At 61.9% G+C, this 24,897-nt stretch carries 19 protein-coding genes; 8 read left to right on the top strand and 11 right to left on the bottom strand.

All coding sequences use genetic code 11. The features are described 5' to 3' along the window. Positions 1–92: 92 nt before the first annotated feature. Both HX824_RS15685 and HX824_RS15680 read right to left on the bottom strand, forming a co-directional pair. The gene (locus tag HX824_RS15685; RefSeq protein ID WP_003217418.1) at positions 93–623 is read right to left on the bottom strand and encodes a bacterioferritin; all 531 of its coding nucleotides are present in this window, start codon (positions 621–623) and stop codon (positions 93–95) included. A 98-nt stretch (positions 624–721) separates the two neighbouring features. Continuing rightward, on the bottom strand, positions 722–1,633 hold the full coding sequence (locus HX824_RS15680) for a LysR substrate-binding domain-containing protein (RefSeq protein ID WP_134325651.1): 912 nt from the start codon (positions 1,631–1,633) through the stop codon (positions 722–724). Positions 1,634–1,757: 124 nt separating this feature from the next. Between HX824_RS15680 and HX824_RS15675 the strand changes: the two genes are divergently transcribed. Both HX824_RS15675 and HX824_RS15670 read left to right on the top strand, forming a co-directional pair. After that, a complete protein-coding gene (locus HX824_RS15675; RefSeq protein ID WP_008439074.1) occupies positions 1,758–2,399 on the top strand; it encodes an FMN-dependent NADH-azoreductase in 642 nt (213 codons plus the stop codon). A 1-nt stretch (position 2,400) separates the two neighbouring features. Then, entirely contained in the window at positions 2,401–2,706 is a 306-nt protein-coding gene (locus HX824_RS15670) for a multidrug efflux SMR transporter (protein ID WP_008439073.1), read from the top strand. On the opposite strand, the gene HX824_RS15665 is transcribed toward HX824_RS15670, so the two are convergent. After that, positions 2,699–3,595: a DMT family transporter gene (locus HX824_RS15665; RefSeq protein WP_087693122.1), complete on the bottom strand. Its 897-nt coding sequence runs from the start codon at positions 3,593–3,595 to the stop codon at positions 2,699–2,701. The genes HX824_RS15670 and HX824_RS15665 overlap by 8 nt on opposite strands. A gap of 97 nt (positions 3,596–3,692) precedes the next feature. On the opposite strand from HX824_RS15665, the gene HX824_RS15660 reads away from it, so the two are divergent. The 3 genes from HX824_RS15660 (at position 3,693) to HX824_RS15650 (ending at position 6,065) form a co-directional block, all read left to right on the top strand. Beyond that, positions 3,693–4,487 carry a helix-turn-helix transcriptional regulator gene (locus HX824_RS15660; protein WP_003217407.1) on the top strand — a complete coding sequence of 265 codons (795 nt, stop codon included), beginning with the start codon at positions 3,693–3,695 and terminating at the stop codon, positions 4,485–4,487. Between the two features lie 63 nt (positions 4,488–4,550). Then, positions 4,551–4,865 carry a PsiF family protein gene (locus HX824_RS15655; RefSeq protein ID WP_003217404.1) on the top strand — a complete coding sequence of 105 codons (315 nt, stop codon included), beginning with the start codon at positions 4,551–4,553 and terminating at the stop codon, positions 4,863–4,865. A 186-nt stretch (positions 4,866–5,051) separates the two neighbouring features. After that, positions 5,052–6,065: an AI-2E family transporter gene (locus HX824_RS15650; protein WP_003217402.1), complete on the top strand. Its 1,014-nt coding sequence runs from the start codon at positions 5,052–5,054 to the stop codon at positions 6,063–6,065. A gap of 134 nt (positions 6,066–6,199) precedes the next feature. Here the strand turns inward: HX824_RS15650 and HX824_RS15645 are convergent, their stop codons facing one another. Then, entirely contained in the window at positions 6,200–7,468 is a 1,269-nt protein-coding gene (locus tag HX824_RS15645; protein ID WP_003217400.1) for an Hsp70 family protein, read from the bottom strand. Positions 7,469–7,756: 288 nt separating this feature from the next. Here HX824_RS15645 and HX824_RS15640 point away from each other — a divergent pair, with 288 nt between their 5' ends. Both HX824_RS15640 and HX824_RS15635 read left to right on the top strand, forming a co-directional pair. Then, on the top strand, positions 7,757–8,704 hold the full coding sequence (locus HX824_RS15640; protein ID WP_008439071.1) for a DnaJ C-terminal domain-containing protein: 948 nt from the start codon (positions 7,757–7,759) through the stop codon (positions 8,702–8,704). 2 nt (positions 8,705–8,706) lie between these two features. Further along, positions 8,707–9,015 (top strand): chaperone modulator CbpM, encoded by a 309-nt coding sequence (locus HX824_RS15635; protein WP_003217397.1) that lies wholly within the window; start codon positions 8,707–8,709, stop codon positions 9,013–9,015. A 5-nt stretch (positions 9,016–9,020) separates the two neighbouring features. On the opposite strand, the gene HX824_RS15630 is transcribed toward HX824_RS15635, so the two are convergent. Beyond that, positions 9,021–14,936: an NEL-type E3 ubiquitin ligase domain-containing protein gene (locus HX824_RS15630; RefSeq protein ID WP_177054790.1), complete on the bottom strand. Its 5,916-nt coding sequence runs from the start codon at positions 14,934–14,936 to the stop codon at positions 9,021–9,023. Positions 14,937–15,220: 284 nt separating this feature from the next. Here HX824_RS15630 and HX824_RS15625 point away from each other — a divergent pair, with 284 nt between their 5' ends. Further along, entirely contained in the window at positions 15,221–20,380 is a 5,160-nt protein-coding gene (locus HX824_RS15625) for a dermonecrotic toxin domain-containing protein (RefSeq protein WP_177054789.1), read from the top strand. Here the strand turns inward: HX824_RS15625 and ureC are convergent. The 6 genes from ureC to HX824_RS15595 all read right to left on the bottom strand — a co-directional run bounded on the left by ureC (position 20,377) and on the right by HX824_RS15595 (position 24,868). Further along, positions 20,377–22,077 carry an urease subunit alpha gene (gene ureC, locus HX824_RS15620; protein ID WP_003217391.1) on the bottom strand — a complete coding sequence of 567 codons (1,701 nt, stop codon included), beginning with the start codon at positions 22,075–22,077 and terminating at the stop codon, positions 20,377–20,379. The genes HX824_RS15625 and ureC overlap by 4 nt on opposite strands. Before the next feature lie 128 nt (positions 22,078–22,205). Beyond that, entirely contained in the window at positions 22,206–22,514 is a 309-nt protein-coding gene (locus tag HX824_RS15615) for an urease subunit beta (RefSeq protein WP_003217389.1), read from the bottom strand. Next, positions 22,511–23,041, bottom strand: a complete 531-nt coding sequence (locus HX824_RS15610) for an N-acetyltransferase (protein ID WP_134325657.1) — start codon at positions 23,039–23,041, stop codon at positions 22,511–22,513. The genes HX824_RS15615 and HX824_RS15610 overlap by 4 nt, the downstream gene beginning before the upstream one ends. A 5-nt stretch (positions 23,042–23,046) precedes the next feature. After that, entirely contained in the window at positions 23,047–23,568 is a 522-nt protein-coding gene (locus tag HX824_RS15605) for a GNAT family N-acetyltransferase (RefSeq protein WP_003217385.1), read from the bottom strand. 9 nt (positions 23,569–23,577) lie between these two features. Further along, positions 23,578–23,880, bottom strand: coding sequence for an urease subunit gamma (ureA, locus tag HX824_RS15600; RefSeq protein WP_003217383.1), 303 nt, complete (start codon positions 23,878–23,880; stop codon positions 23,578–23,580). Positions 23,881–24,028: 148 nt separating this feature from the next. Then, positions 24,029–24,868 carry an urease accessory protein UreD gene (locus HX824_RS15595; RefSeq protein ID WP_003217381.1) on the bottom strand — a complete coding sequence of 280 codons (840 nt, stop codon included), beginning with the start codon at positions 24,866–24,868 and terminating at the stop codon, positions 24,029–24,031. Between the last annotated feature and the right edge of the window lie 29 nt (positions 24,869–24,897).

Raw genomic sequence — 24,897 nt, 5'->3', positions numbered from 1 at the left:
GGCGGTGGATCAGTCAAGAATGTTCCGACTGACCCACCGCCTTCGCGAGCAAGCCCGCTCCCACATGGGTTTTGCGGTGTTAGCTGTGTTAGTTACAGGTCCTTCAGAATATCCGCCATGTCGTCGGCGTGTTCTTCTTCCTGGGCCAGGATGTCTTCGAAGATCCGGCGAGTGGTCGGGTCTTTGTCACCGATGTACTGGATGATTTCGCGATAGCTGTCTACCGCGATGCGCTCGGCCACCAGGTCTTCGTAGACCATCTCCTTCAGCGTATTGCCGGCCACGTACTGCGCGTGGGAATTCTTCGACAGCAGGTCGGGGTTGAACTCCGGCTCGCCACCCAACTGCACGATACGCTCGGCCAACTTGTCGGCGTGTTCGGCTTCCTGGGTGGCGTGCTCGAGGAACTCCTCGGCGGCGACATGCGCCTTGACGCCATTGGCCATGAAGTAGTGGCGCTTGTAGCGCAGCACGCACACCAGCTCGGTGGCCAGCGATTCGTTGAGCAGACGCAGGATTTCCTGGCGGTCGGCGTCATAACCTTCGGTCACGGCACCGTTTTCGACGTTCTTGCGGGCGCGGTCACGTAAAGTGGCTACGTCAGACAAATGTGAGTCAGTCATCTCATTCTCCTGGTACTAATCCGGTTTTGCGCCACGCTCTGCCGGCGTGATCGCTCCAAGTTGTGAGTCCCAGGCAACGCAAAAAGTTTTATCGGATTTTACAGAGCGTGCCCCGACAGCCGCGCTTCCTCCTGCAACCACTCAAAAAACGCCCGGACCGGCGGGTGCCGTTCCCGTCCCGGTACGCACAGGGCGCTGTAGCCGGCGCCGTTGACGCGGACCTGTGCCCGGTAAGGCACCAGCAACCCGCTGGCGACGCTTTCCGAGACCAGGATATTGCTCGCCAGCACCAGGCCCTGGCCGGCGATGGCCGCTTGCAGGGCGTAGTGTTCTTCGTCGTATTCGCGCAGCGGCGAAGCGGATTGCAACCAGTCTTCCCCGGCCTTTTCGCACCAGGCCTGCCAGCCCAGGGCGTACAGCCTGGAGTTGTGCCAGCGCACGCTGATCAGGGTCGGGGTGCGCTCGCGCGCCAAGGCGACTTGTTCGGGGGAGCCATACACGGCGAAACATTCGTCGAACAGGCACAAACCGTACAGGTTCGTGTAGTCGTCGATGCTGTAGCGGATCACCAGGTCGACGCTGGCATCCTGCTGTAAATCGACCACGGCGCAGTTGGTGTCCAGGCGCAGGCTGATATCCGGATGGGCGGCATAGAAGCGCCCGAGTCGCGGCACCAGCCACAGAGCGGCAAACGCCGGCGTAGTGGAGAGCGTGAGATTGCCGGCGCTGCGTTGCGGGCGCAGGGTGTCGACGCTTTGCGCGACGTCCAGCAAGGCGCCGTGCAAGCTGTGGAACAGGCGCTCGCCGCGTTCCGTCAGGCGCACCTGGCGCGGCAGGCGCTCGAACAGCGGTACGCCGAGCCAGGTTTCCAGCGAGCGAATCTGATGGGACACCGCCGTCGGCGTGACCGACAACTCCTGGGCGGCGGCCTTGAAGCTCAACAGGCGCGAGGCCGATTCAAAGGCGCGCAGGGCGGTCAGGGGCAGCGAAGCAAACATGTGAGGCTCCATGGATGAATTCAGTTCATCCAAAACAACTATTGCTCATTTGTGAGGGTGGCCGCTCGGCTCTAGATTTATGCGCAACAGAGGCAGCCATTCAGGTTGCCTGAGTCTAGCGTGTGAAGGCCTACAGATGAAAAAAATGCTTGCGATCCATTCCAGCCCCCGCGGGGAACGTTCCCACTCCCGGCGCCTTGCCGAGGTGTTCCTGGCCGCCTGGCACACCGCCAATCCCTACGCGCAGCTGACCCGCCGCGAAGTGGGCCGGGCGTCGATTCCCCACGTCAGCGAAGCCTTTATTGCCGCCAGTTTTCACCCCGAGCCGCAGTCTATGCCCTTGTCCATGCACGCTGATTTGCAACTGAGCAACGAACTGGTGGCCGAGCTAGTCGAGCACGATTTGCTGGTGATTTCCGTGCCGATGTACAACTTCGGGATTCCCAGCAGCCTCAAGGCCTGGATCGACCAGATCGTGCGCATGGGCCATACCGTGGATATCACCCAGGACAGCCAGGGCATCGCCCAGTACCAGCCGTTATTGTTGGGCAAAAAGGCCTTGATCATCACCAGTCGCGGCGGCAGCGGCTTTGGCCCGGGCGGGGAAAACGAGGCGATGAACCACGCCGATCCGCACCTGCGGACCGCGTTGGGGTTCATCGGCATTGAAGATGTCACGGTGATCGCCGCAGAAGGCGAGGAGTCCGACCCGAGCGTTTTCCGCCGTTCCTGCGATGCAGTCGAAGGGCAACTGCGCGACCTGGCCGGGAGCTTCTGAAGTGTCGTGGCTTTTCCTGCTGATCGCCGCCGGCTTTGAGGTGACCTTCGCCATGGGCATGAAGTACGCCGAGGGATTCACCCGGCTGTGGCCATCGCTGGTCACCGTCATCGCGGCCGTGGGCGGGATCTACTTCCTGACCCTGGCCATGCGTGAGTTGCCGGTGAGCGTGGCCTACCCGATCTGGACTGCCATCGGCTCACTGGGCACGGTGTTTCTCGGTTTCGCGTTGCTGGGGGAGAGCCTGACGCTGATCAAGCTGATGTCGGTGGGCTTGATCGTCGCCGGTGTGGTGGGGCTCAAGTAGCTTCCTGCGCGCTGACATTGCTGCGAACCGGCGTCGTCCAGCGCTCCGACAAAATCACCCCGCCCAGGGTCAGCAAGCCGCCCACCAGGTGATACATCGCCAGTTGCTCCTTCAACACCACTGCGGCAATCAACGCGGTGATCAGCGGCAGCAGGTTGAAAAACAGCGTGGTGCGGCTTGGGCCGAGGGTCTTCACCGAATGCATCCAGGCCAGCGGCGCGAGCATCGAGGCCAGCAGGCAGGCGTACAGCACCAGCGGGATATTCGACCAGCCAAGGCCGGCCTTGTCGGAGAGCAGGAACAGCGGAAACAACACCACCACCGCCACCAGCACCTGCAGATACAGCAACACCAGTGGCGGCAAGCGCAGCTGCCATTTTTTCAGCAGGGTGCTGTAGACCGCGTAGGCGAGGGTGGCCACCAGCATCATCGCGTCACCCATATTCAGCCCGTGTTGCAGCAGGGCGCTGAGACTACCGGCGGAAACCACCACTACCACGCCGGCAAACGACAGCACGGCACCGGTCAGGGCGCCGAAGGTCAGGCGCTGGCCAAGGCTGATGATTGCGGCGGTAAGAGCCATCAGTGGCATCAGCGAGAGGATAATGCCCATGTTGGTGGCTGAGGTCAGGTTCGCGGCGTAATACGCCAGGCTCTGGTACACCGCCATGCCCAACACGCCGAGGATGAAGATCTTGCCCAGGTTGGGACGAATCAGCGGCCAGTTGGCGATGACGGGTTTGAGCATGAACGGGGTAAACAGCAGGCCGGCCAGCAGCCAGCGGTAAAAACCGATCTCGGCAGGGAAAATCGTCCCCACCGCGAGTTTGTTGACCACGGTATTGCCGGCCCAGATAAAAATGGCCAGTAACGGATAAGCGTATTGCATCGAAAAGAACCAATTGCGTCTATGAGCGGTGATTATCCTTTGTCTGGATCGAAGCCTATACTTCGATCCAGCCATCCGACCTTTGTATCCAGACAACATGCTCAAGAAGTACATCAACCTTCCCGATTTTGACCAGTTGCCGGCCCCGGTGTATTTCCGTTATTCGGAATTCGAGGCTGACACCCATGCCAGTGCGCACCAGCATGCCTGGGGTTCCCTGGACTACTCGGCCCGTGGCGTGATGCGCTTTGAAGTGGCCGGCAGTCGCTTTATGTCGCCGCCGCAATATGCGGTATGGATCCCACCCAACACCCAGCACAGTTCCTACAACGCCCAGGCGATCGTCTACCGCTCCGTATATCTGGCGCCCGCCTTGTGCGAGCAATTGCCGGCGCAGCCGTGCACCCTGACCATCAGCGATATCCTCAAGGCGATCCTCAGTGATTTCGCCGAGCGTGATGTCAACATTCCCGAGAACGAAGCCGACGTGCGCCTGGCCCAGGTGCTGGTAGACCAGCTCAGGCAGGCGCCGGTGCACGATTGTTTCCTGCCGTATGCCAGCCATCCCGGGTTGCTCAGTGTGCTGGAGGGCATGCAGGCCGACCCTGGCGATAACCGCGCGCTGGCCCAGTGGGCGCAGCAGGTGCATGTCAGTGAGCGCACCCTGGCGCGGCAATTTGTGCGTGAGCTGGGGATGAGCTTCGGCGAATGGCGCCAACGCCTGCGGTTCCTGGCGTCGATCGAAGCGCTGGACAGCGCGCGCAGCGTCCAGGAAGTTGCGTTTGACCTGGGCTACAGCACGGCCTCGGCGTTTATCGCGATGTTCCAGCGCCAGGCCGGCTGCACGCCGGAGCAGTATCGCCGGACCCATATACGCGGCAGGAAGGTGTAACAGGGTTTGACTACACTGCTGGGGAGGCCGTGCCCCTCGGCACGGTAACAGGGAGAAAACTCCATGAAGATGCTGCGTATTCCGCTGTTGATGATGGGCCTGCTGCTGTGTTCCCAAGGCTTTGCCGCGACTGCCGCACAGACGGCTCAGCAACAAAAAATGACTACTTGCAACGCCGAAGCCAAGACCAGTGGCAAGACCGGTGATGATCGCAAGGCGTTCATGAGCAACTGCCTCAAGGCGGCCCCGGCGGCCAACGACGCCAAGACCCTGACCCCCCAGCAACAGAAGATGAAAGATTGCAACGCCACCGCGAAAACCCAGGCGCTGACCGGCGATGCGCGTAAAACCTTTATGAGCACCTGCCTGAAGAAATAATGATGCAGAACTCTGTGGGCGCTGGCTTGCCTAAGATTGCGACCTGACAGTCGATGCCTTTGTTGGCTGACCCACCGCCATCGCAGGCAAGCCAGCTCCCACATTGGACCGCGTTTAGACTTCTCGCTTGATTCACCCAACGCTGGCAGACTGCCCATCCTTTAACGCCGTTCGTTTTGAGGCTGTATGCCAACGTTTTCTCAGCGTCACGTGTTGTTGTTGGTCAGTTGCGTGCTGATTTTTGGCGGGCTGCTGCTGGTTTTGCCATTGAAGTTGCTGCCGAGCCTGCTGGCCGGGCTGCTGGTGTATGAGCTGGTCAACATGCTCACCCCGCAGTTGCAGCGGTTGATCGAAGGCCGGCGTGCGCGCTGGTTGGCGGTAGCCTTGCTGGGGACCTTGATCGTCAGCATCCTGACCCTGATCTTTGCCGGGGCCATCAGCTTCCTGCTGCACGAAGCGGAAAACCCCGGGGCTTCCCTCGATAAGTTCATGGGCGTGGTCGACCGTGCCCGCGGCCAGTTGCCGCCGTTCCTCGACGCCTACCTGCCGGCCAGCGCCGCCGAGTTCCGCGTGGCCATCGGCGAATGGCTGAGCAAACACCTCAGCGAACTGCAACTGGTGGGCAAAGACGCCGCGCACATGTTCGTGACCTTGTTGATCGGCATGGTGCTGGGGGCGATCATCGCCCTGCAACGGGTGCCGGACCTGACCAAGCGCAAACCCCTGGCGGCCGCGCTGTTTGATCGCCTGCACCTGCTGGTCCAGGCCTTTCGCAACATCGTTTTCGCGCAGATCAAGATCGCCGCGCTGAACACCGCGTTCACCGCGATCTTCCTCGCGGTGGTGCTGCCGTTGTGCGGGATCCACCTGCCGTTGACCAAGACGTTGATCGTGCTGACGTTCCTGCTGGGCCTGCTACCGGTGATCGGCAACCTGATGTCCAACACCCTGATCACCATCGTGGCCTTGTCGCTGTCGATCTGGGTGGCGGTGGCGGCGTTGGGCTACCTGATCGTGATCCACAAGGTCGAGTACTTCCTCAACGCGCGGATCGTCGGCGGGCAGATCAGTGCCAAGTCGTGGGAATTGTTGCTGGCGATGCTGGTGTTCGAAGCCGCGTTCGGCCTGCCGGGGGTGGTGGCGGGGCCGATTTATTATGCGTACTTGAAGAGTGAGTTGAAGCTGGCGGGGATGGTTTAGGCATTGATGTTGCCTGGACTGGCCCCTTCGCGAGCAAGCCCGCTCCCACATTTGACCGAGTTCCAACTTTGGAATGCAGCCGAATGTGGGAGCGGGCTTGCTCGCGAAGGGCGCGCCACGGTTTCAGCTAAAACTCAGTAGCCGTAGCGCTTGCTGGCCTCAATCGCCAGACCACTGCCAATACTGCCAAAGATGTTCCCTTCCACATGCTGCGCATTCGGCAGCATCGCCGAGATGCTGTGGCGCAGCGCCGGAATCCCGCTGGAACCCCCGGTAAAGAACACCGTGTCCACCTGGGCCACGTCCACCGAGGCGTCGTTGAGCAGTTGCGTCACCGCATTGCGCACCCGCTCCAGCAAGCCATCGATGGCCGACTCGAACAACGCCCGGCTCAATTCCACGCTCAACCCCGGCTCGACCCGGTCCAGCAACACATGGCGGCTGTCCTGCCGGGTCAGCTGGATCTTGGTTTCTTCCACTTCCATCGCCAACCAGTGCCCGGCGCGCTGCTCGATCAGGTTGAACAGGCGGTCGATGCCACCCGTGTCCTCGATGTCGTAGCGCATGCTGCCCAGCGCCAGCTTGGATTTCTGCGAGTACACCGAGTTGATGGTGTGCCAGGTCGCCAGGTTCATGTGGTGGCTGGTGGGCATATAAGCGCCGCTCTTCATGCGGCTGCCGTAGCCGAACAGCGGCATCATGCCGGCCAGCGAGAGCTGCTTGTCGAAGTCGGTACCGCCGATGTGCACACCGCCGGTGGCGAGGATGTCGTCGTGGCGGTTGTCGATCTGGCGGCGCTCGGGCGACAGGCGCACCAGGGAGAAGTCGGAGGTACCCCCGCCGATGTCGACAATCAGCACCAGCTCTTCTTTCTCGATGGTGGACTCGTAGTCGAAGGCCGCGGCAATCGGTTCGTACTGGAACGAGATGTCCTTGAAGCCGATCTTGCGGGCCACGTCCACCAGGGTGTTCTCGGCTTCCTGGTCGGCCATCGGGTCGTCGTCGACGAAAAATACCGGACGGCCCAGCACCACTTCGTCGAACTCACGCCCGGCGGTGGTCTCGGCGCGGCTCTTGAGTTGGCCGATAAACAGCGCCAGCAGGTCGGTGAACGGCATGGCCGTGCCCAATACACTGGTGTCGTGCTTGATCAGCTTGGAACCCAGCAGGCTCTTGAGCGAGCGCATCAGCCGGCCTTCGTAGTTTTCCAGGTACTCGTGCAGGGCCAGGCGACCGTACACCGGGCGGCGCTCTTCGAAGTTGAAGAACACCACCGACGGCAGCGTGATCTTGTCGTCCTCCAGCGCGATAAGCGTTTCCATGCCGGGACGAATCCAGCCGACGGTGGAGTTGGACGTGCCGAAGTCGATACCGCAGGCACGGGCTGGGGATGGGTTTTTCATGTCAATCGGGTTCCGGTTGAAAAACGGCCGCGCAGTGTATGCCACCCGCGTGCAGATGCGTAGGCCGACTATCCGCTAAATACAACGCACTTGTTACCTTGAAAGCCCGGCCTTTGCCCCCAAATCCTCCCCATACGGTTGGTGGCTGCAGGATTCTGCCCGCAGCGCCGATAAACTTCTGACGCACCCTTCGGTCACAAGATTGAGATCGGTCAATCCAGACGCCGCAAACAGGCGCATGCTGTGACGCTGGCAGTGCGATATCGATAATGGATGGTGATGCCCCCGATGGACTTCAAAGACTATTACAAGATTCTCGGTGTAGAACCCACCGCTGACGACAAGGCGATCAAGGCCGCCTATCGCAAGCTGGCGCGCAAATATCACCCGGACGTGAGCAAGGAAAAGGACGCTGAAGCCAAGTTCAAGGACGCGTCCGAAGCCTATGAAGCGCTGAAAAGTGCCGACAAGCGCGCCGAATACGACGATCTGCGCAAGTACGGCCAGCATGGCCAGCCGTTCCAGGGCCCGCCAGGCTGGCAGAGCCGTGGTGGCTATGGCGGCGGTGGCCAGGACACCGGCGACTTCTCGGACTTCTTCAGCTCGATCTTCGGTTCGCGCGGCAATGGTTTTGGTGGTGCCCAGGGCCGCAGTGCCGGGCGCCGGGGGCAAGATGTGGAAATGGAACTGCCGGTCTTCCTCGAAGAGACCCTGTCCAACGAGTCCAAGCAGGTCAACTTCCAGGTGCCGCAATACAACGCGGCCGGCCAGCACGTCAGCAACACCACCAAGAGCCTGAACGTGAAGATCCCGGCCGGTGTGGCCGACGGCGAGCGCATCCGCCTCAAGGGCCAGGGCGCGCCGGGGATTGGCGGTGGTGCCAATGGTGATCTGTACTTGATCATCAAGTTCGCGCCACACCCTAAATTCGATGTGGAAGGTGAGAACCTGATCATCACCCTGCCACTGGCCCCGTGGGAGCTGGCGTTGGGCACGGAAGTGGCGGTGCCGACCCTCACCGGCAAGATCAATCTCAAGGTGCCGGCCGGCAGCCAGAACGGCCAGCGCATGCGCGCCAAGGGCCATGGCTTGTTGAACAAGGCCGGGCAGCGCGGTTATCTGTTTGTGCAACTTAAGGCGGTGATGCCGAAAAACACCGACGACGAGGTCAAGGCGTTGTGGCAGGAACTGGCACAAAAAGCCGCCTTCGATCCAAGAGAATCATGGAGTAGCTAACAATGAGCAGTCCCCGTTTGGTTCAAGTGAACATGGCAGAATTCTGTGAGGCCACCGACCTGTCGGTGGCCTACGTGATCGAAATCGTCGAGCACGGCATCGTTGAACCGGTGGGGACCAGTCCCGAGTCCTGGCGCTTCACCGATTACGAACTGGCCCTGGCCAAGCGCGCCTCGGCGCTGCAAAAGGACCTGGAGCTGGAATGGGAAGGCGTCGCCCTGGCGCTCGACCTGCTGGAAGAGGTCCAGCAACTGCGGGCCGAGAACCAGATGCTCAAGCAACGGCTGGGGCGGTTGGTGCAAACGCCCTGAATCCATCAGGTGATGCTGCAGCGCGCCTTGCACGGCACCCAGTCGCGCAGGGTCAGCGAGCGAATCAGTTGCGCCTCGTCCACGGCCAGTTGCAGTTGCACATTTTCAGCCTGGGTTGCGTATGCCTCATCACTGAGGGCGCCGGCATCGTGTTCCTCGGATAACGCATTCAAGCGCACGTCATGGGGCCCCCTCAGGACTCTGAACTCATCGTCATAATGGTTGCGAATAAAGGCCTGCCAGAATTCGCGGCCTAACAGCGACTGTACGAGCTTCTTGGAGTTGTCCAGTTTTTCTAATGTGATGGCGGCATTATTCAGGATCTGCGGCGCTACCTGTCCCGTTGCGAGGTAGCGGGCATCGTTGGGCTGACCGGGCAGGCCGAGGCGGCGGGCCAGGCCCATGCGATAGGCCAGGCGAATTTCAATATCTTCCAGTTTTTCCAGGGCGGCGACTTTTTGTTCAGGGGTCATGGTCGACGTGCGAATCATGCCTTCTCGAACCCGAATGTCTGCGCTGGCTAATTTTTCCACCTCGTCCAGGCGAAAAAGACCTTTGGCCAACGTGTAGAGTGCCGGTCCCGCCTCGCCATCGGCGGCATAGCGCGTGGCTTGCCACGTCAGCACCTTGGTCTCCATGTCACTGAACACCAGGGCCGACCGATCGCCGCAGCGCGGGTCACCCGCCAGGTTGAACAGCTCTTCACGCAAGCCATCGTCCCGGGCCGCATCGAGCAATTGCCACAGGCGCGATTGCAGGTCGGTATAGCGGCTGCGGTACTCCGCCGATTCTTTGAGGTTGTCGAGGATATCGAGGAAGATCTGCGAACCGGGTTTCTCGGCAATCGACTCCCACAGGCTGCGTCGTACGTCGATTTCCTCGGGTGACAGACCATCCATCCAATGCTGGTATGCCGGCTCCGGTGTGTCGTCCACGATCTGTTCTTGAGGCGCGTGAACCTCGACTGTAGCGGGCTGTGGCGCCCGATAACGCATCGCGCCGGGCTGCCGGCCCGCTGCTGCCTCGCGGTGGAGCAAGGTTGCATTGCTCCAATACTCGACCAACTGCCTGCGGGCTTCGGTGCTCAGCGGGTTGCCGTCGATAAAGGTGACGTTGTTGACGTAGATGAATGCCTCGGCCTCCTCGGGCAGCGGGTTGACCAGGGACTCGGGCAACTGCGTGATGCGGTTCTGCGCCAGGTTAACGATGTCCAACGCCTGATGTGGCCCCAAGCCCTGCGGCCACTCGGTGATCCCGGTGTTTTTCAAATTCACCCTACGCAGGTTCGGCAGGGTTGCGAAGTTGGGGGTACGCGCCAGGGGGTTGCGGCTCAGATTGATGATCTTGAGTGAGGTGAGCCCCTCCAGCAGATCCACGTCGGCCTCGCTCAGGGAAAGTTGGTTGCTCCTGAGGTCCAGGCGGGTAAGCCGAATCATCCGGGCAACGCTGGGCGGGATTGAACGCAACTCTCCGTACGACAGGTCGAGCCAACGGGTGTGACTGAAGTGGCCGAGAAACTCATCCAGGCCGTATACGGATTGCATGTCCTGAAGCTTGATTGACCCAACGTGGCTGAAATCTGCTTCCAGCGCAGGCAAGTCGCCGACTCTCAAGCCGAGTGCTTCAAGGGTGTAGCCGGCGGGAGAACCATCTTGGGCCAGCACTTTGGGAGTCATGCGCCGCCAGCACGCCTTGAGGTCTCGAGCGAATTGCTGGCGATGGTTGGCATCCCCTGCACGCAGGTTTTCGCTGTCGGCAGCCACCAGGAACCGTTGTGTGGCCCAGGCGTTCAGTTGGGTGCTCAAGGTTTGCCACTCGCCTTCCAGGCGCGTCAGTTCAGCCGGCGCCCCGTCGCCTGCGTGCAATACGAATTGCTCGTTTTCCTCCTCGCTGTAGCCGGGAAACAGGTCCCTTATCCGCCGCATTTCGTCGGTGTGGCTCAAGGGTACTTCGAAGGCGCCAGGCTGGCCGCCGTTGCGCCAGCCCGGGCGAGTTTGTGCCAGGCGAGCGATGTACGCCCGCATCTGCTGATTGGCTTGCGGGGTGAATGGGTTGTCACGTAGGCGGGTCATGCGGTTGAGACGGATGCTGGCTTCCACGTTTTCGGGGGCTGGGTTGAGCAGGCTGTCGGGCACCGCGCTCAGGTGATTGCCGGACAGGTCGACTTCTCTCAGCTCCGGCAGTTCCAGCAGGCCTGTGGGCCACTGATTGATCCGGGTGTCACGCAGCTCCAGCTTGCGCAGTCGTAGCAGCGGGCTGAAATCCGGCAGGGTGCCCAAGGGGTTATCGTTCAGGCACAGTTCTTCCAGGCGGCTCAGGCCGGCCAGTTGGCCGGCGCTGATTTCGCTCAGGCGGATGGCATTTTTCGACAGGTCCAGGTGCGTCAGCGCCTTTATGGCCGTGATTGCTTCGGGCAGTTCGGTCAGCGTATGGCGTCCGATACCGCCGACTTGTTTGAGGGTCAAACGTTTCAGATTGGGGAAGTTGCCAAGGAACTGCCCGGGGCCGTCGCTGAAGCTCACGTAGTCGAGAACCAACTCCTCGACATGGGCAAAATCGGCGTTGAGTTTGGGCAGGTTCACCTGGGCGCTGATTTCCAGTCGGCGCCCGGTGTAGGCCCCGGCACGGTCCACGGTCTGTCGGCGCCAGCAATCTCTCAATGCATCGGCCACTGACTGCTCCCGGCCTCCCGGGTTTACCTCAAATGGACGCCGGCTCGTATCTTCTCGGGCACTGCGATTCACCCAGTCCTTGAGTGCGCGTTTGAGGGCGGCGTACTGGTCTTCCCGGCGCGTCAACTCAGTGCGCGCATCGCTCCCGAGGGTCTCGATGAAGGCTGTGGCCTGCTCGTCGCTGAACCCCGGATACAGCTTGCGCACCCGCGTATGGGTGCTGCGCAATTGAGTGAGTTTGTGCAGCGGGGAGCCGCCCCGCAGGCGCAGGTCTCCTGCCAAGGGTTTGCGCAGCATCGGGTATTCCAGCAGCACCGAGCGCAGCTCGTCCCGGGCCAATGGCGTTTGTCGCACCCGCTGCTTCAGGGTGCCGGCGTCCCGTGCGGCTTCGCCAAGTGCTCGACGCTGGCCCTGTTCAAGGCGTGCCAGAACGGCGCCATACAGGTCGGTGGCGCCGAACGCCCCGTCTTCACCCATCGCCAGCATCAGCGGCGGTGCGTCGGCCTCTGGACCGACGGCGTCGATCAGTGGCCCCTGTTCGCTGCCCAAGCGGATTTCCACCCGCAGGCTCGGGTCCCAACCCGGCAAGCTGGGCAGGGTATGCAGGGCCAGGCGCAGGCTGTCCGGGCTCTGCAGGGTGTCGAGGAACAAGCCTTCATAGGCCCGTGCCATGCGCACTTGCTGCTGGCTTTCGCGCGCCAGGGCGGTGAGCCTTGGTGACAACTGCTGATGGCCACTCAGCGTGGTTAAATCCGCGTCCGTGGCGGTTTCCAGCAACTGCCTGGCAACCTCCGCCGGCAGGCCGGAAAACCTGTCCATGAGCTGCTGTACCGGGGGCGAGCGGGTCAGGTTATGGGCGCGATAATCCGCGTCGAACAGCGAGGTCCGACTGTCCCGGGCGGCCTGGGCAACTTCGCGGCGCCACAGCATCGTCTGTTCGTCCAGCACCCGGGGAGTCGGGTCGAGGACCGCCGGATAGGTCAAGCCTCGGTGCGCCACCACGCGCTCGGTGATCGCCGGGTCGGCCAGCGCATAATCCAGCGGGTCGTCACTGCCCATCTTCTCGATAAACGTCTCGATCCGCTGATGGATGCCAAAGCGCGCCAGGCTGTCACTCAACAGGGCGGGCGGCGGTTGCAGGTCCACATGCAGTTGGCGCAGTTGATCGGCGCGAGTGCCACTGGCCAGGCGTGCCTGTTCCAGTTGTGCGTCGCTCAAGCCCCGGGTGCGATAACCCAGGCGGCGCATCAGCGCCGGGCCGTCCCAGGTCAGTGGCTCTTCACCTTCATGCAGCCAGGCGCCCGCGCCGTTATGCGCCACCTGCGGGGCATAAGCGTCGGAGCGTGTGGGGTGTTGTATGCGATAGGTGTCGCCGTCGGGCTCGGGTTTGACGGCATACAGTTGATCGTCGAGGGGCAGCAGCGGCTGCTGGTCGTGGCTGTGCAAGCCCAGGTCATCAAACGTGGCGTCCTTGGGCAATACGACGGGGCTGCGATAAGGCGTAAGGTCCGGCTTCCATAGCCGTAGCTCGCCACCTGGCAAACGAACCGGCTTGAGCCCTTGTACCAACGCGGGTGTAGGCGGTGCAGCGAGCTTTTGCAGGCCTTTCCCCGCGCCGGCCAGCAGCGCCATGGCGGCCAGGTTTTGGGCGACGTCGAACCAGTGCGTCTTGGCCGTGTCCCGGTCGCCTTCGCCCCAGTCGATCACACCTTCGAAGGTTTCGTAGAGCAATTGGCCCGCCATGGCGGCCAGCATGATTTCGCCGAGCACCGGGACGAACGCCAGTCCCAGGCCGAGCACGGTAGCGCCGGCCTCCAGCCAACGGGCGATTTTTTGCCCGCGCACCCGGGCGTCGACATCGGCGGTGGGCACTGCCTGGTCGCGCGCATCGCCGAGGGCCTTGTCGCGGCCATGCTCAAACAGGTTGGCCCACAGGTCGACGTTGTCAGCCCACAGGCCCTGTCTTGAGACCACCATCAGGTACAGGTCGGGAGCGCCCGTCTTCACCACCCTGCAGCCGGCTTTCGGGGGCGGAAGCGACTGGGGCATGACCGTCGTAGTCAATACCGGGAAGGCCAGTTGCAGCATTGTCTGGGTCACCGGCGAACGCGCTACTGCGTCGACGGCGGCGGTGGAGTCCGCAGCGGGTTCGGTAAACCGGTTGAAGAACGCCGGCTTGTCATGCTCATTGAGAAACTGGCTGAAAAAATGCTGGTAGCTCGTGGGCGTCGGGCGGTTGTTATTGCCGGATTCGCTTGGCGCTTTGTCGCGCGCCACCCACTGGCGGTTCAGTTCGGTTTTCAGCGCATCAAGGCTGTTGTAGCGCTTGAGCGGGTGCTCCGGATCGTGGGGCAGGTAGACGATGAAGTCGGTGGCATAGCGATATTTTTCCACCGGTGTAAACACCACGCTCCCCATGAGCGCGCGGTCCATCACGCTCAGGCAACTGAACCACACCGGCTTGCCGCCCAGCGTCGGGTTGCGTTCGCCGTCGACCACCTTGAGCACCATGGTGAAGTCATCCGGGAGAATGTCCTGCTTGAGCAGCGCCAGGTACGCCGCAGCCCTGAGGGCATCCTTCTGGCTGGTGATCACGGCGTCGCGCAACCGGGTGGCGGCCGTCTCGTCGGTGGGCAGTAATGTTTCCTTGAGGTGCGCCTGGTAGCGGGCACCCACGTCCAGCGTACGGCACAGCCTGATAAAGGCGGGTACGGTCAGCGCCGGGCTGATCCTGGGAGAGGCGCCTTCCCGGTCCGGGTATTGGGTGAACCCGGAGGCAGGATCGAATGCGCCGTCTTCACCTTCACTGGCTTCAAAGTTATGCAGGGCAGCCTGCACCAGCGACACCTCCAGTACTTTGTATTCGCCGGCCTTGATCCCCAGGGTGCCGAGCCTCAGCGGCTCATACAAACGAAGAGAGGTGCCTTCGACATCCACGGTGAGGTTGAATTGTTCTTTCAGCGCGCCGTTGAGCAGGCCTATGGCGAAGGGCTTGAGTGCCTGGACGTTGGCCAGGTGTTTATCCACCGCGTGTTGGGATTTGAAACTGGTTTCATTGAACCCCTTCAAGGTTCTTCGCTGCAGCGGCGACAAGCTGTCCATCCACTGCGCCTGTTCGAGCCTGGCCTGTTTCAACGCTTCTATGCGGTGGGCCGGCGCCTGTACCAGCCAGTCCGGAATGGCCTGGCGAATGAACGCACTGTTGTCGTCGGAAGATGAGAGGGGAGTAACGGAGGGGGCATCCTGCATGGGGGCATTCCTTTGGGTAAGCAAAGGAAAAAGGCTACTGAAAACCGCTGTGGATTAATAAGTCGAAAAGCCGCTGGATAGCACGCAATAGTTAACGCATCGGCCCCGGATTACCTATGGATCGACGACTTAATTACCCCATGGAAATCCCCCCGTGTGCATCAAGCCTGTCAGCGCTTTTTGAGTGTTCGTCCATGGGGGGCAATCCGTTCAAATAGCTACCGCCGAGTGCCGGGGGCGACTGATTAAGGTCATTGCCTTAATTTCCCTATCGGTACTCGTTTATGCCAGCACCTCAAGCCTCCACCTCGCTCCTGCCGGGCGGCGAAGGGCGTCACTATGCACAGATCAAAGCCGCCATCCCCGAAAGCCTGGTCAGCGCATCTCCTGCCCTGCGTGCAGCCATCACGCAGGCCAAGCCAGAGATCCCCGCCTGGTATGCGGCCACCACCCCGGCACAGAAGGCTGCGCTGCAAAACCTGTTGGAGGCGAGCATCAAGTCTCACACTGCACTGGAGCAAGCGACCGGCAAGGTGCAAGAGGTCAACGCCTTCGCCCGGCCATTGCTTGAAGCCGCGTTGAAGGCCGCCGGGTTTGAGCTGGACGTCAACCAGGTGCATCTGCGCCTCTATGTACCGGTCGAAGGACTAGCGACAGGCTACCGGACCAAGACTTTGTCCCTGTTGCAAGCGGCCTTGAACAATTTTGAAGCGCGCGAGACCCGCGCCGGGTTCTTCGACAGTGCTTCAGGCTTTATCACCGCTCCCGGCGCCGATGGCCGTTTCGAGCGCCATACCACGACCCTGACGATCGAGATCTTCGCCCGGTTATGCCGCGACCTGGACCTGGGCAGGCTGTACCAGGAACACCTCACCACCTACCTGCTGCCCGTGCAAACCGTGTCCAGGAACCTGCTGCGTGAACGCTTTATCACCCGGCAAAAGGACGCCTTCAGAGCCGCCGCCTACGTGGCGTTGCTCAAAGGTGATATTCGCAGCGACGACTACGCGCTACTGCTGCGCATCGCCAATGGCGAGCGACGCATCAAGCACGAAGGCAAGCAGGTCTGGCACCGCTGGCCCAGTATCATGGAACTGCAAATGCACGGCTGCCTCATGATCGACCCGAGCGTGGAGCATGGGTATGGCACCTGGCTTATCGTCTACATCCCCGACCACCCCGAGCACCCCATCAAGCGCTACAAAACCTTTGCCGACTATGCAGAGGAAACGACCCGTGAGCTGACCGCTTACAGACCCGAGGACTATTGGGACAGCAGGGGTGTTCAGGTCACGGCCCACCAACAGTTTTTCTCACGGTTCATCGGGAAAAAATACCTGGCTTACTACTACGGGCGGTTCACCGAGAAACGCGTCGATGAACCGCAAAGGCGCGTGGCCCTGGGCCCTGATCCAGCGTGGCGACAGTACTACGCAAGAAAATCCCTTACCGAACTCCAGGCGATCAACGCCGTCATAAAGTCCCCGCGACATATCAGCCGCACGCCGCAGGACCAGCCAAACCTGAACCTCAACGCCCACCCGATCAAGGGGCTGTGGATCGACGTCGACCCTTGGGACGAGCTGTACGCCGACATGCGCAAGCGCGCACTCGACGATGGGTTGAGCATGGCGATACCCACCGCTCACACCGACGCGGCTGGCCACGACCGGCGGATGGCGCATCTGATGAACATCGGCCTGTTCACCTTGAACCTGGTGTCGATGTTCATTCCGCCCTTGGGTGCACTGATGGCGGTGGTCACGGCCGGGCAACTGCTGTACGAAGTGCTGGAGGGCGTGGTTGAACTCGGCCAGGGTGACCGCGAGGCCGGCTGGGCGCATATCGCTGACGTGCTGGAAAATCTCGCGCAACTGGCGGTGGGCGGCGCTGCGTTGCATATCAGCGTGTCGCCGTTTATCGAAGGACTCAAGGCGGTCAGGCTGCCGTCGGGCAAGGCCCGCTTGTGGAAGCCGGACCTTGGGCCCTATGCGCAGGACATCCGACTGCCGGCAGGCTCGGTTCCCGACCAGGCGGGACTACATACCGTCAATGGGCGCCAGGTGGTGTCGGTGGACGGCAATCGCTACGCCGTGACCGCGCAAGACGAACCGGGCGTGTACCGGGTCCAGCACCCCAGCAGGCCCGAGGCGTATGAGCCTCAGATCGTCAACAACGGTTCTGGCGCCTGGACCCATGAGGCCGATGAGCCCCTGACGTGGCAAGGTGCTCCGCTGATGCGGCGACTGAGCCATGTAATGGAAGGCCTGAGCGATACGCAGTTGGAGCAGGTGCGCAAGATCAGTGACACCGATGAAAGCGTGCTGCGCCGGCTGTACGTGGAAAGCGAGCCGACGCCGGCAATCACACTCGACACGGCGGTGCGCATGCGGGCTTACGGGCGCGCCGAAAGCTTGAGTGGGCAGATCCTTGCGGGGTCGATGTCGATGGACCTGGGCAGCTACGCCGCGTCGTTGATGGTGGAAATGACCGGCTGGCCGCCCGGCAGGACCATCGAAGTATTTGACGGCCAGGGCACCAGCAGGACAGCTGCGTTGTATGGCCAACCTCATGCGCCCGGGACGGAACTGATCAGCATCAGCCGCATCGACCTGTTCGGCGGCAAGCTGCCGGCGTTGATCGTCGAGAGTTTGCCCGAGGAGCAGCTTAAAAACCTGCTCGGCCAGCATATGCCCTACGGGGCCGCGCTGCGTAGCCAGGCGTTGCAGGCTCGCCTGGGAATCTATGCAAAACAGTCCCTGCGGCGGGTGTTCGACAGCCTTTACCTCGGGCGGTCATCGCCTGGCAGCGCCGAACTGCAACTGTTCGCGCGCGACTTCAAAAGCCTGCCACCGGTCATGGTCGAGGAACTGCTGGAAGGTGCCAGCCCCTCGCAGAGGGCGAGCCTGGTCAACAATCGCAAGATTCCCCTGGAGCTGGCGCAGCAAGCGCGCCGGCAACTTGGGCATCTGCGCCTGGCCCGGGCCTACGAAGGGCTTTATCTGGACGAGTTGGCCAATGTTGACACCGAAGCGCTGGCGCTCAACACGCTGGAGCGCCTTCCTGGCTGGCGAAACGACTTGCGCATTGAGGTTCGCGAAGGCTCCCTGGCCGGAAGCCTGCGTGCCGGCTACGGCCCACCCGAGTCCGCGCACCGCAAGGTATTGGTGCACAGGGGCGATGGACGCTACGAGGCGTTTGACGCACGAGGGCAAAGCCTGCATGTCGTCGACAATCTGTACGGCGCCTTGCAACATGCCCTGCCAGACACCCACCGCCAGTCTCTGGGATTGCCAGGCATTGGGCAGGGGCCGGAGTTAAGAGGCAAAATCCAGGAACATGCCCTGTCGCGCGGTGCCTTGCGCAAGGTGCTGCAGATGCAACCCGCCCAACCGTTCTTCAAACCGCTATCGCAGTTGTCGGGCGGCAGGCGTGGGTACCCCTTGAGCGGGCGCGGCGGTTGGGCGTTTGAGCGGAGCCTGCAGGCACGCATTCGCAACTTGTACCCGGACATCACCGCCAACGAAATTGCCGAGTTGCGACCTCTCGGCGATCCACTCGATCTCACCTGGGTACAGGAACTCGAAAGCGAATTCAGCAACCTGACTCAGACGTTGCGAACCTGGCAGATTAGCGCTCGCGCAGGCGCGTCGACCAGTGGCCAGGCGGCAGATCGGATTTATCGGGCCAGGGGCCGGATCGTCAAGGCCATTGAGGCGGCCTGGCGCAGAACCGGGGTGCGGGATATCGACGGCAATGGTCGATACCTCGGCCAGGCCATCAAGTGGGATGGGGTCGAATTGCGCCAGCAGTTGCGCACCCTGCCGCCATTGCCGGCCGACTTTGATCACGTCAGTAAGCTGACCCTGCGCAGCATGGCCTTGACGAGTGACGACGTCGACGGGTTTGTTTCCAACTTTCGCAGCCTGCGCAGCTTGTCCGTGCAAGCCTGCCGGTTGACGCGGCTGCCGCCGGCCATTGCCGCCATGCCGCACCTGACCGAGTTGTATCTGGGAGGCAATGAAATAGTCCTGAGTCAGGAGAGCGTCATGGTCTTGGGCAAACTGAAACAGCTCAAGGAGCTGTCGCTTGAAAGCAATCCATTGGGTCTGGCGCCGGACGTGAGTCGCATGCCTGATTTGCGCCAGCTGTGGCTGGCTGAAACAGATTTGGAGGAGTGGCCTGCCAGCGTGTTTCGCCTGCCGCGCCCACGGCATTTCATTCTGGATTTGCGTGAGAACGCGCTTATCCGCGTACCGGTATTTGCGCCGGGTTCTGATAACGCCCGGATCATCGCGCGCACGACGCTCTCCCGAGAGCTACTGAGTACTAAAGCCGTGAGCGATTTCAGGTTATATATCGAGGCAGCCGGTAATGATCCGGATCGTCAGCTTCCACCCAAAGGCCGGGCCGATAGCAAACTCTGGAAAACGGGATTGACCGACGAGGAATGGGAATCCAAGCAGCAATTGTGGCAAAGGCTGGAGGATGCCTTCGGTTCTGAAGCTTTTTTCAACGAAATTCGCTACCTGTCCAAATCAGGGGATGCCGTAGTCGAGGGCAAGCGCTACCTGCCGGAGCTGACTGCGAAAGTATGGCGCATGCTGGAGGCCATGGGCGAAGACGCCGAGTTGCGAGAGGAGCTGTTCCGCATGGCACAGTTCCCCACGGCTTGCGTGGATGCGGGGGCGCAGTTGTTCAATGCCATGGGGGTTGAAGTGTTGTTGCGCTCGGCCTATGCCAATGAAGACGCGAATGCGGTGAGAAGCAGCGTGCTCAAGTTGGCCAGGGGCAAGTGGCGATTGGAGGAGTTGGGGCGGATCGCTCATGCGCGCGTGGCAGAATTGATCAGTCAAGGCGCCAGGTATACGGAGTATGACCAGGAGGGCATGTTGGTCTCTCATTACGACAACGCAGGCAATGAGATCCCGCCTATTGATGAGGTCGAGATCTACCTGGCTTACACCTCCCAGCTATCCTCTCGCCTGGACTTGCCGTGGCAGGCCAGAACCATGCTGTACCGCGAAGAGTATGTGACGCCGGCCATGGTAGAGGCGGCGTACGAGCAGGTGACAGCGCTGGACCAGGGTGAGCAGTTGCGCAAGAACCTGATTGAGCAGCCGATGTGGAAGGAATTTCTGGAGCGGGCCCACAAGGTGGAATACTTGAGAATCTTCCGGAAATCTGACGCGTTGCTCGACTACGAGGACGCGCAAGCGCAATGGGCCAGGGATGGCGGCTTGTCTGCCGAGGCCAAGAAGGACCTGAGCGACACCATCGCCAGGACCGCCGATATCCTCGGTCGGCCGCGCGGTAACAGCCTGCCGGGAACCGTCATGAGTCGGGCTGAATACGACACTTCGCTTGCCAGCATCACCAGCGAACTCAACTCATTGAACACGACACTGACCGACCAGGCGATCAGTGCCGTATTTGGGGCTTAGAACAAGAAGTACCGCTGCGCCATCGGCAACACATCCGCAGGCTCACACCACAGCAATACTCCATCGGCCTTGACCTGGTAGGTCTGCGGGTCAACCTCGATATCCGGCAGGTAATCGTTGTGGATCAAGTCGGTTTTCTGCACCGCGCGGCAACCCTTGACCACGGCGATCTGCTTCTTCAACCCCAACTGCTCCGGCAGGCCTGCCGCCAACGCCGCCTGGCTGATAAAGGTCAGGCTGGTGGCGTGCAGCGAGCTGCCGAAGCTGGCGAACATCGGGCGGTAGTGCACCGGTTGCGGCGTCGGGATCGAGGCGTTGGCGTCGCCCATCAGGCTTGAGGCAATCGCGCCGCCCTTGAGAATCAGCGTCGGCTTGATCCCGAAAAACGCCGGGCGCCACAGCACCAGGTCGGCCCACTTGCCCACTTCAATCGAGCCCACTTCGTGGCTGATGCCGTGGGTAATCGCCGGGTTGATGGTGTACTTGGCGATGTAGCGTTTGGCGCGGAAGTTGTCATTGCCTTCGCCGTCGCCAGGCAATCGCCCGCGCTGTTTTTTCATCTTGTCGGCGGTCTGCCAGGTACGTGTGATCACCTCGCCAACCCGCCCCATGGCCTGGCTGTCGGAGCTGATCATCGAGAACGCGCCGAGGTCGTGAAGGATGTCTTCGGCGGCAATCGTTTCGCGGCGGATGCGGCTTTCGGCAAAGGCCACGTCTTCGGCAATGCTCGGGTCCAGGTGATGGCAGACCATCAACATGTCCAGGTGTTCGTCGATGGTGTTGCGGGTGAACGGCCGGGTTGGGTTGGTGGAGCTGGGCAGCACGTTGGGGAAGCCACAGGCCTTGATGATGTCTGGCGCGTGACCGCCACCGGCACCTTCGGTGTGGTAGGTGTGGATGGTGCGGCCCTTGAAGGCGGCGAGGGTGGTTTCGACAAAGCCGGATTCGTTGAGGGTGTCGCTGTGGATCGCCACCTGCACGTCGTACTCGTCGGCGACGCTCAGGCAGTTGTCGATGCTCGCCGGCGTGGTGCCCCAGTCCTCGTGCAGCTTCAAGCCAATGGCACCGGCCTTCACTTGTTCGATCAACGGCTCCGGCAGGCTGGCGTTGCCCTTGCCGGTGAAGCCGATGTTCATCGGGAACGAGTCGGAGGCCTGGAGCATGCGCGCCAGATGCCATGGGCCGGAGGTGCAGGTGGTGGCGTTGGTGCCGGTGGCCGGCCCGGTGCCGCCGCCGATCATGGTGGTGACGCCGCTGGTCAGTGCTTCTTCGATTTGCTGCGGGCAAATGAAGTGGATGTGGGTATCGATGCCGCCGGCGGTGAGGATCATGCCCTCACCGGCAATCACTTCGGTGCTGGCGCCGACACAGATGGTCACGCCGGGCTGGATGTCCGGGTTGCCGGCCTTGCCGATGGCGGCGATGCGGCCGTTTTTCAGGCCGACGTCAGCCTTGACGATGCCCCAGTGGTCGATGATCAGCGCGTTGGTGATCAGGGTGTCGACCACCTCATGGGCGAGCAGTTGGCTCTGGCCCTGGCCATCACGGATCACCTTGCCGCCGCCGAACTTCACTTCTTCGCCGTAGACGGTGAAGTCCTGTTCGACTTCGACGAACAGCTCGGTGTCGGCCAAGCGGACCTTGTCACCAACGGTGGGGCCGTACATGTCGGCGTAGGCTTGTCTGGAAATCTTCATGTGTTTAGTTCCTGATCGTTCCCACGCTCTGCGTGGGAATGTCGCCCTGGACGCTCTGCGTCCGCTCTTGAAGGTCGTGACGCGGAGCGTCACAGGATGCATGCCCACGCAGAGCGTGGGAACGATCATTAATCCAGGTCGCCCATGATGCGCCCGGCAAACCCGAACACCCGGCGTTTGCCACTCAGCTCAACCAGTTCCACTTCACGACTCTGCCCCGGCTCAAAGCGCACGGCGGTGCCGGCCGGGATGTTCAGGCGCATGCCACGGCTGGCGGCACGGTCGAACGTCAGTGCGTCGTTGGTTTCGAAAAAGTGATAGTGGGAACCAACCTGGATCGGCCGGTCGCCGCTGTTGGCTACGCTCAGGGTGGCGGTGCGCCGGCCCACGTTGAGTTCGATGTCGCCAGGCTGGATCTGAAATTCGCCAGGAATCATGCAGGTTGCCCCAGGGTCTTGAAGTAGATGGCGGTCGGGGTGTAGCGCCCGTCCGGGCTTTGGCAGTAGTTGGGCAATTCACCGATCTTGGTATAACGCAGCGACTGGTAGAAGGCTTCGGCGCCGGAGCCGGCTTCGGTGTCCAGGTACAGCAGCCCGCGTTTGTACTGGCGGGCGCTCAGTTCCAAGGCGCTCATCAGTTGCTGGCCAAGGCCACGGCGCCGGGCCTCGCTGTGCACCAGCAGCTTCTGCACTTCGGCGCGGTTCAGGCCGTTGGCTTTCATGCACAGCGCCAATTGCACGCTGGCGATGACGTGTTCATCACGCACCACCACCCACAGCAGCAGGCTGCCATCGTTAAGACTGGCCTGCACGCCGTTGAGATAAGTGCCGGCCTGGGCTTCATCGAAGTCGGCCATGAAGCCCACCGATGCGCCGTGCTTCACGGCGTCCAGCAACAGCTCAATCAAACCCGGGCGGTAATGGGCAAAACTTTCGGCATTGACTCGACGCAGTTGGGCGTTCATCGGTGTCACTCCTTGGGCGGCACAGCGCCTGGGTTGAGCGTCAGTTGCATGAAGGTCAGGTCCAGCCAGCGGCCGAACTTGGTGCCGACCTGGGGCATCTGCCCGGTGGTGATGAAACCCAGGCGCTCATGCAGGCGGATCGAGGCCTGGTTGCCGCTTTCGATGGCGGCGACCATCACGTGTTTGTCGCAGGTTTTCGCCCGCTCGATCAGCACCTGCATCAGCTGTGGGCCGAGGCCTTTGCCGCGCTGGTCGTTGCGCACGTACACCGAGTGTTCGACGGTGTGGCGAAAGCCCTCAAAGGGCCGCCAGTCGCCGAACGAGGCATAGCCGATGACCTGCTCGTCTTCGACGGCCACCAGGACCGGATAAAACTGCGACTGACGAGCGCTGAACCAGGCCTGACGGTTGCCCAGGTCTACCGGTTGTTCGTTCCAGATCGCCGTGGTGTTGAGCACCGCGTCGTTGTAGATATCGCGAATCCCTGGCAAATCGGCGTGCACCGCATCACGAATCAAAAAGGACATGGTCGGGCCTCAGGCGATGGGTTGGTGGACGGTGACCAGCTTGGTGCCGTCGGGGAAGGTGGCTTCCACCTGGATGTCCGGGATCATTTCCGGGATGCCTTCCATCACCTGTTCGCGGGTGAGCAGGGTGGTGCCGAAGTGCATCAGCTCGGCCACGGTGCGGCCATCGCGGGCGCCTTCCATCAACGCGGCGGAGATGTAGGCGATGGTTTCCGGGTAGTTGAGCTTCACACCGCGCGCCAACCGTCGCTCGGCTACCAGGCCGGCGGTGAAGATCAGCAGTTTGTCTTTTTCCCGTGGGGTCAGGTCCATCGTTCAAGGTCCACTATGAAATACATTCGTAAAAACACCGGAGATCCAATGTGGGAGCGGGCTTGCTCGCGAATGCGGTGTGTCAGTGAATGCATCTTTGCCTGACCCACTGCATTCGCGAGCAAGCCCGCTCCCACATTTTTAATCTTCATGTGCTCCAGATTCTCGGTGATACAGCCTCGCGGCCCAGCACGGCCGGGCGCAGCAGGCGCCACAGTGCGATCAGCCAGGCTCGCGCCAGCAGCGCTTCACTGGCCAGGCAGCGGGCCACCAGCAGGCCGGGCAATTGGGTCAGGTCGCCGCGTACCGGGTGGGGCAGGGAGCGACATTGCTCGAGCAGTTCAGGGTCGATTTCGCCGGTCACCAGCAAGGTCGCAAACACCGGTTGCCCGTCCAGCCCGATGGGTGAGTCGAGCAAACCGTCGGCGCCCACAATGCGCTGGCGCTCATGCCAAATCAACTGGCCGTCGCGGCGGATATCCAGGTGCGACTGGAAGTGCCCGAGGTCGAAACGCTCGCCGCTGGCGGGGCGCCCGAGGGCGACCACGTCCCAGTAAAACAGCCGGGCATCGCCTTGCAGGTCGATGCGGGTGGTGAGTTCGGCCTGGGCGGCGCTGAACACGATGGTCTCCTGCGGCAGCCATTCCAGCGTCGCGCCCGCCTCAACCGTCAGCTCCAGTTTCTGATACGCCGGCCCGCCGGCGCGGTACCACTTGGCCGCGCCGGGGCTGGTCAGTTGCGCCCACGCACCTTCGGCGACATGGGCGCTGATATCGAGACGATCACCGCCGGCAATCCCGCCCGGCGGGTGCACGATGATGTGCTGGCACACCTCGGGGCCTTCGGCGTACAGATGCTTTTGCACCCGCAGTGGGCCGAGGTGGCGGCGCATCACCGGGCGCGTGGTGTCGCCGAAACGCGCGTAGCCGAGTTCCAGCTCGGCGTGCCAGCTTGGGGTGAACAGCGCGGTGGGGGCAGGTAGGGTCATGGTCAGTGCTTATCGTTAGGACGCTACAG

It is taken from the genome of Pseudomonas sp. D4002 (genome assembly GCF_013385665.1).
Lineage (GTDB): Bacteria > Pseudomonadota > Gammaproteobacteria > Pseudomonadales > Pseudomonadaceae > Aquipseudomonas.
Note: the sequence above shows the minus strand (reverse complement) of the source record. Positions and strands in the feature narration are given on the sequence as shown.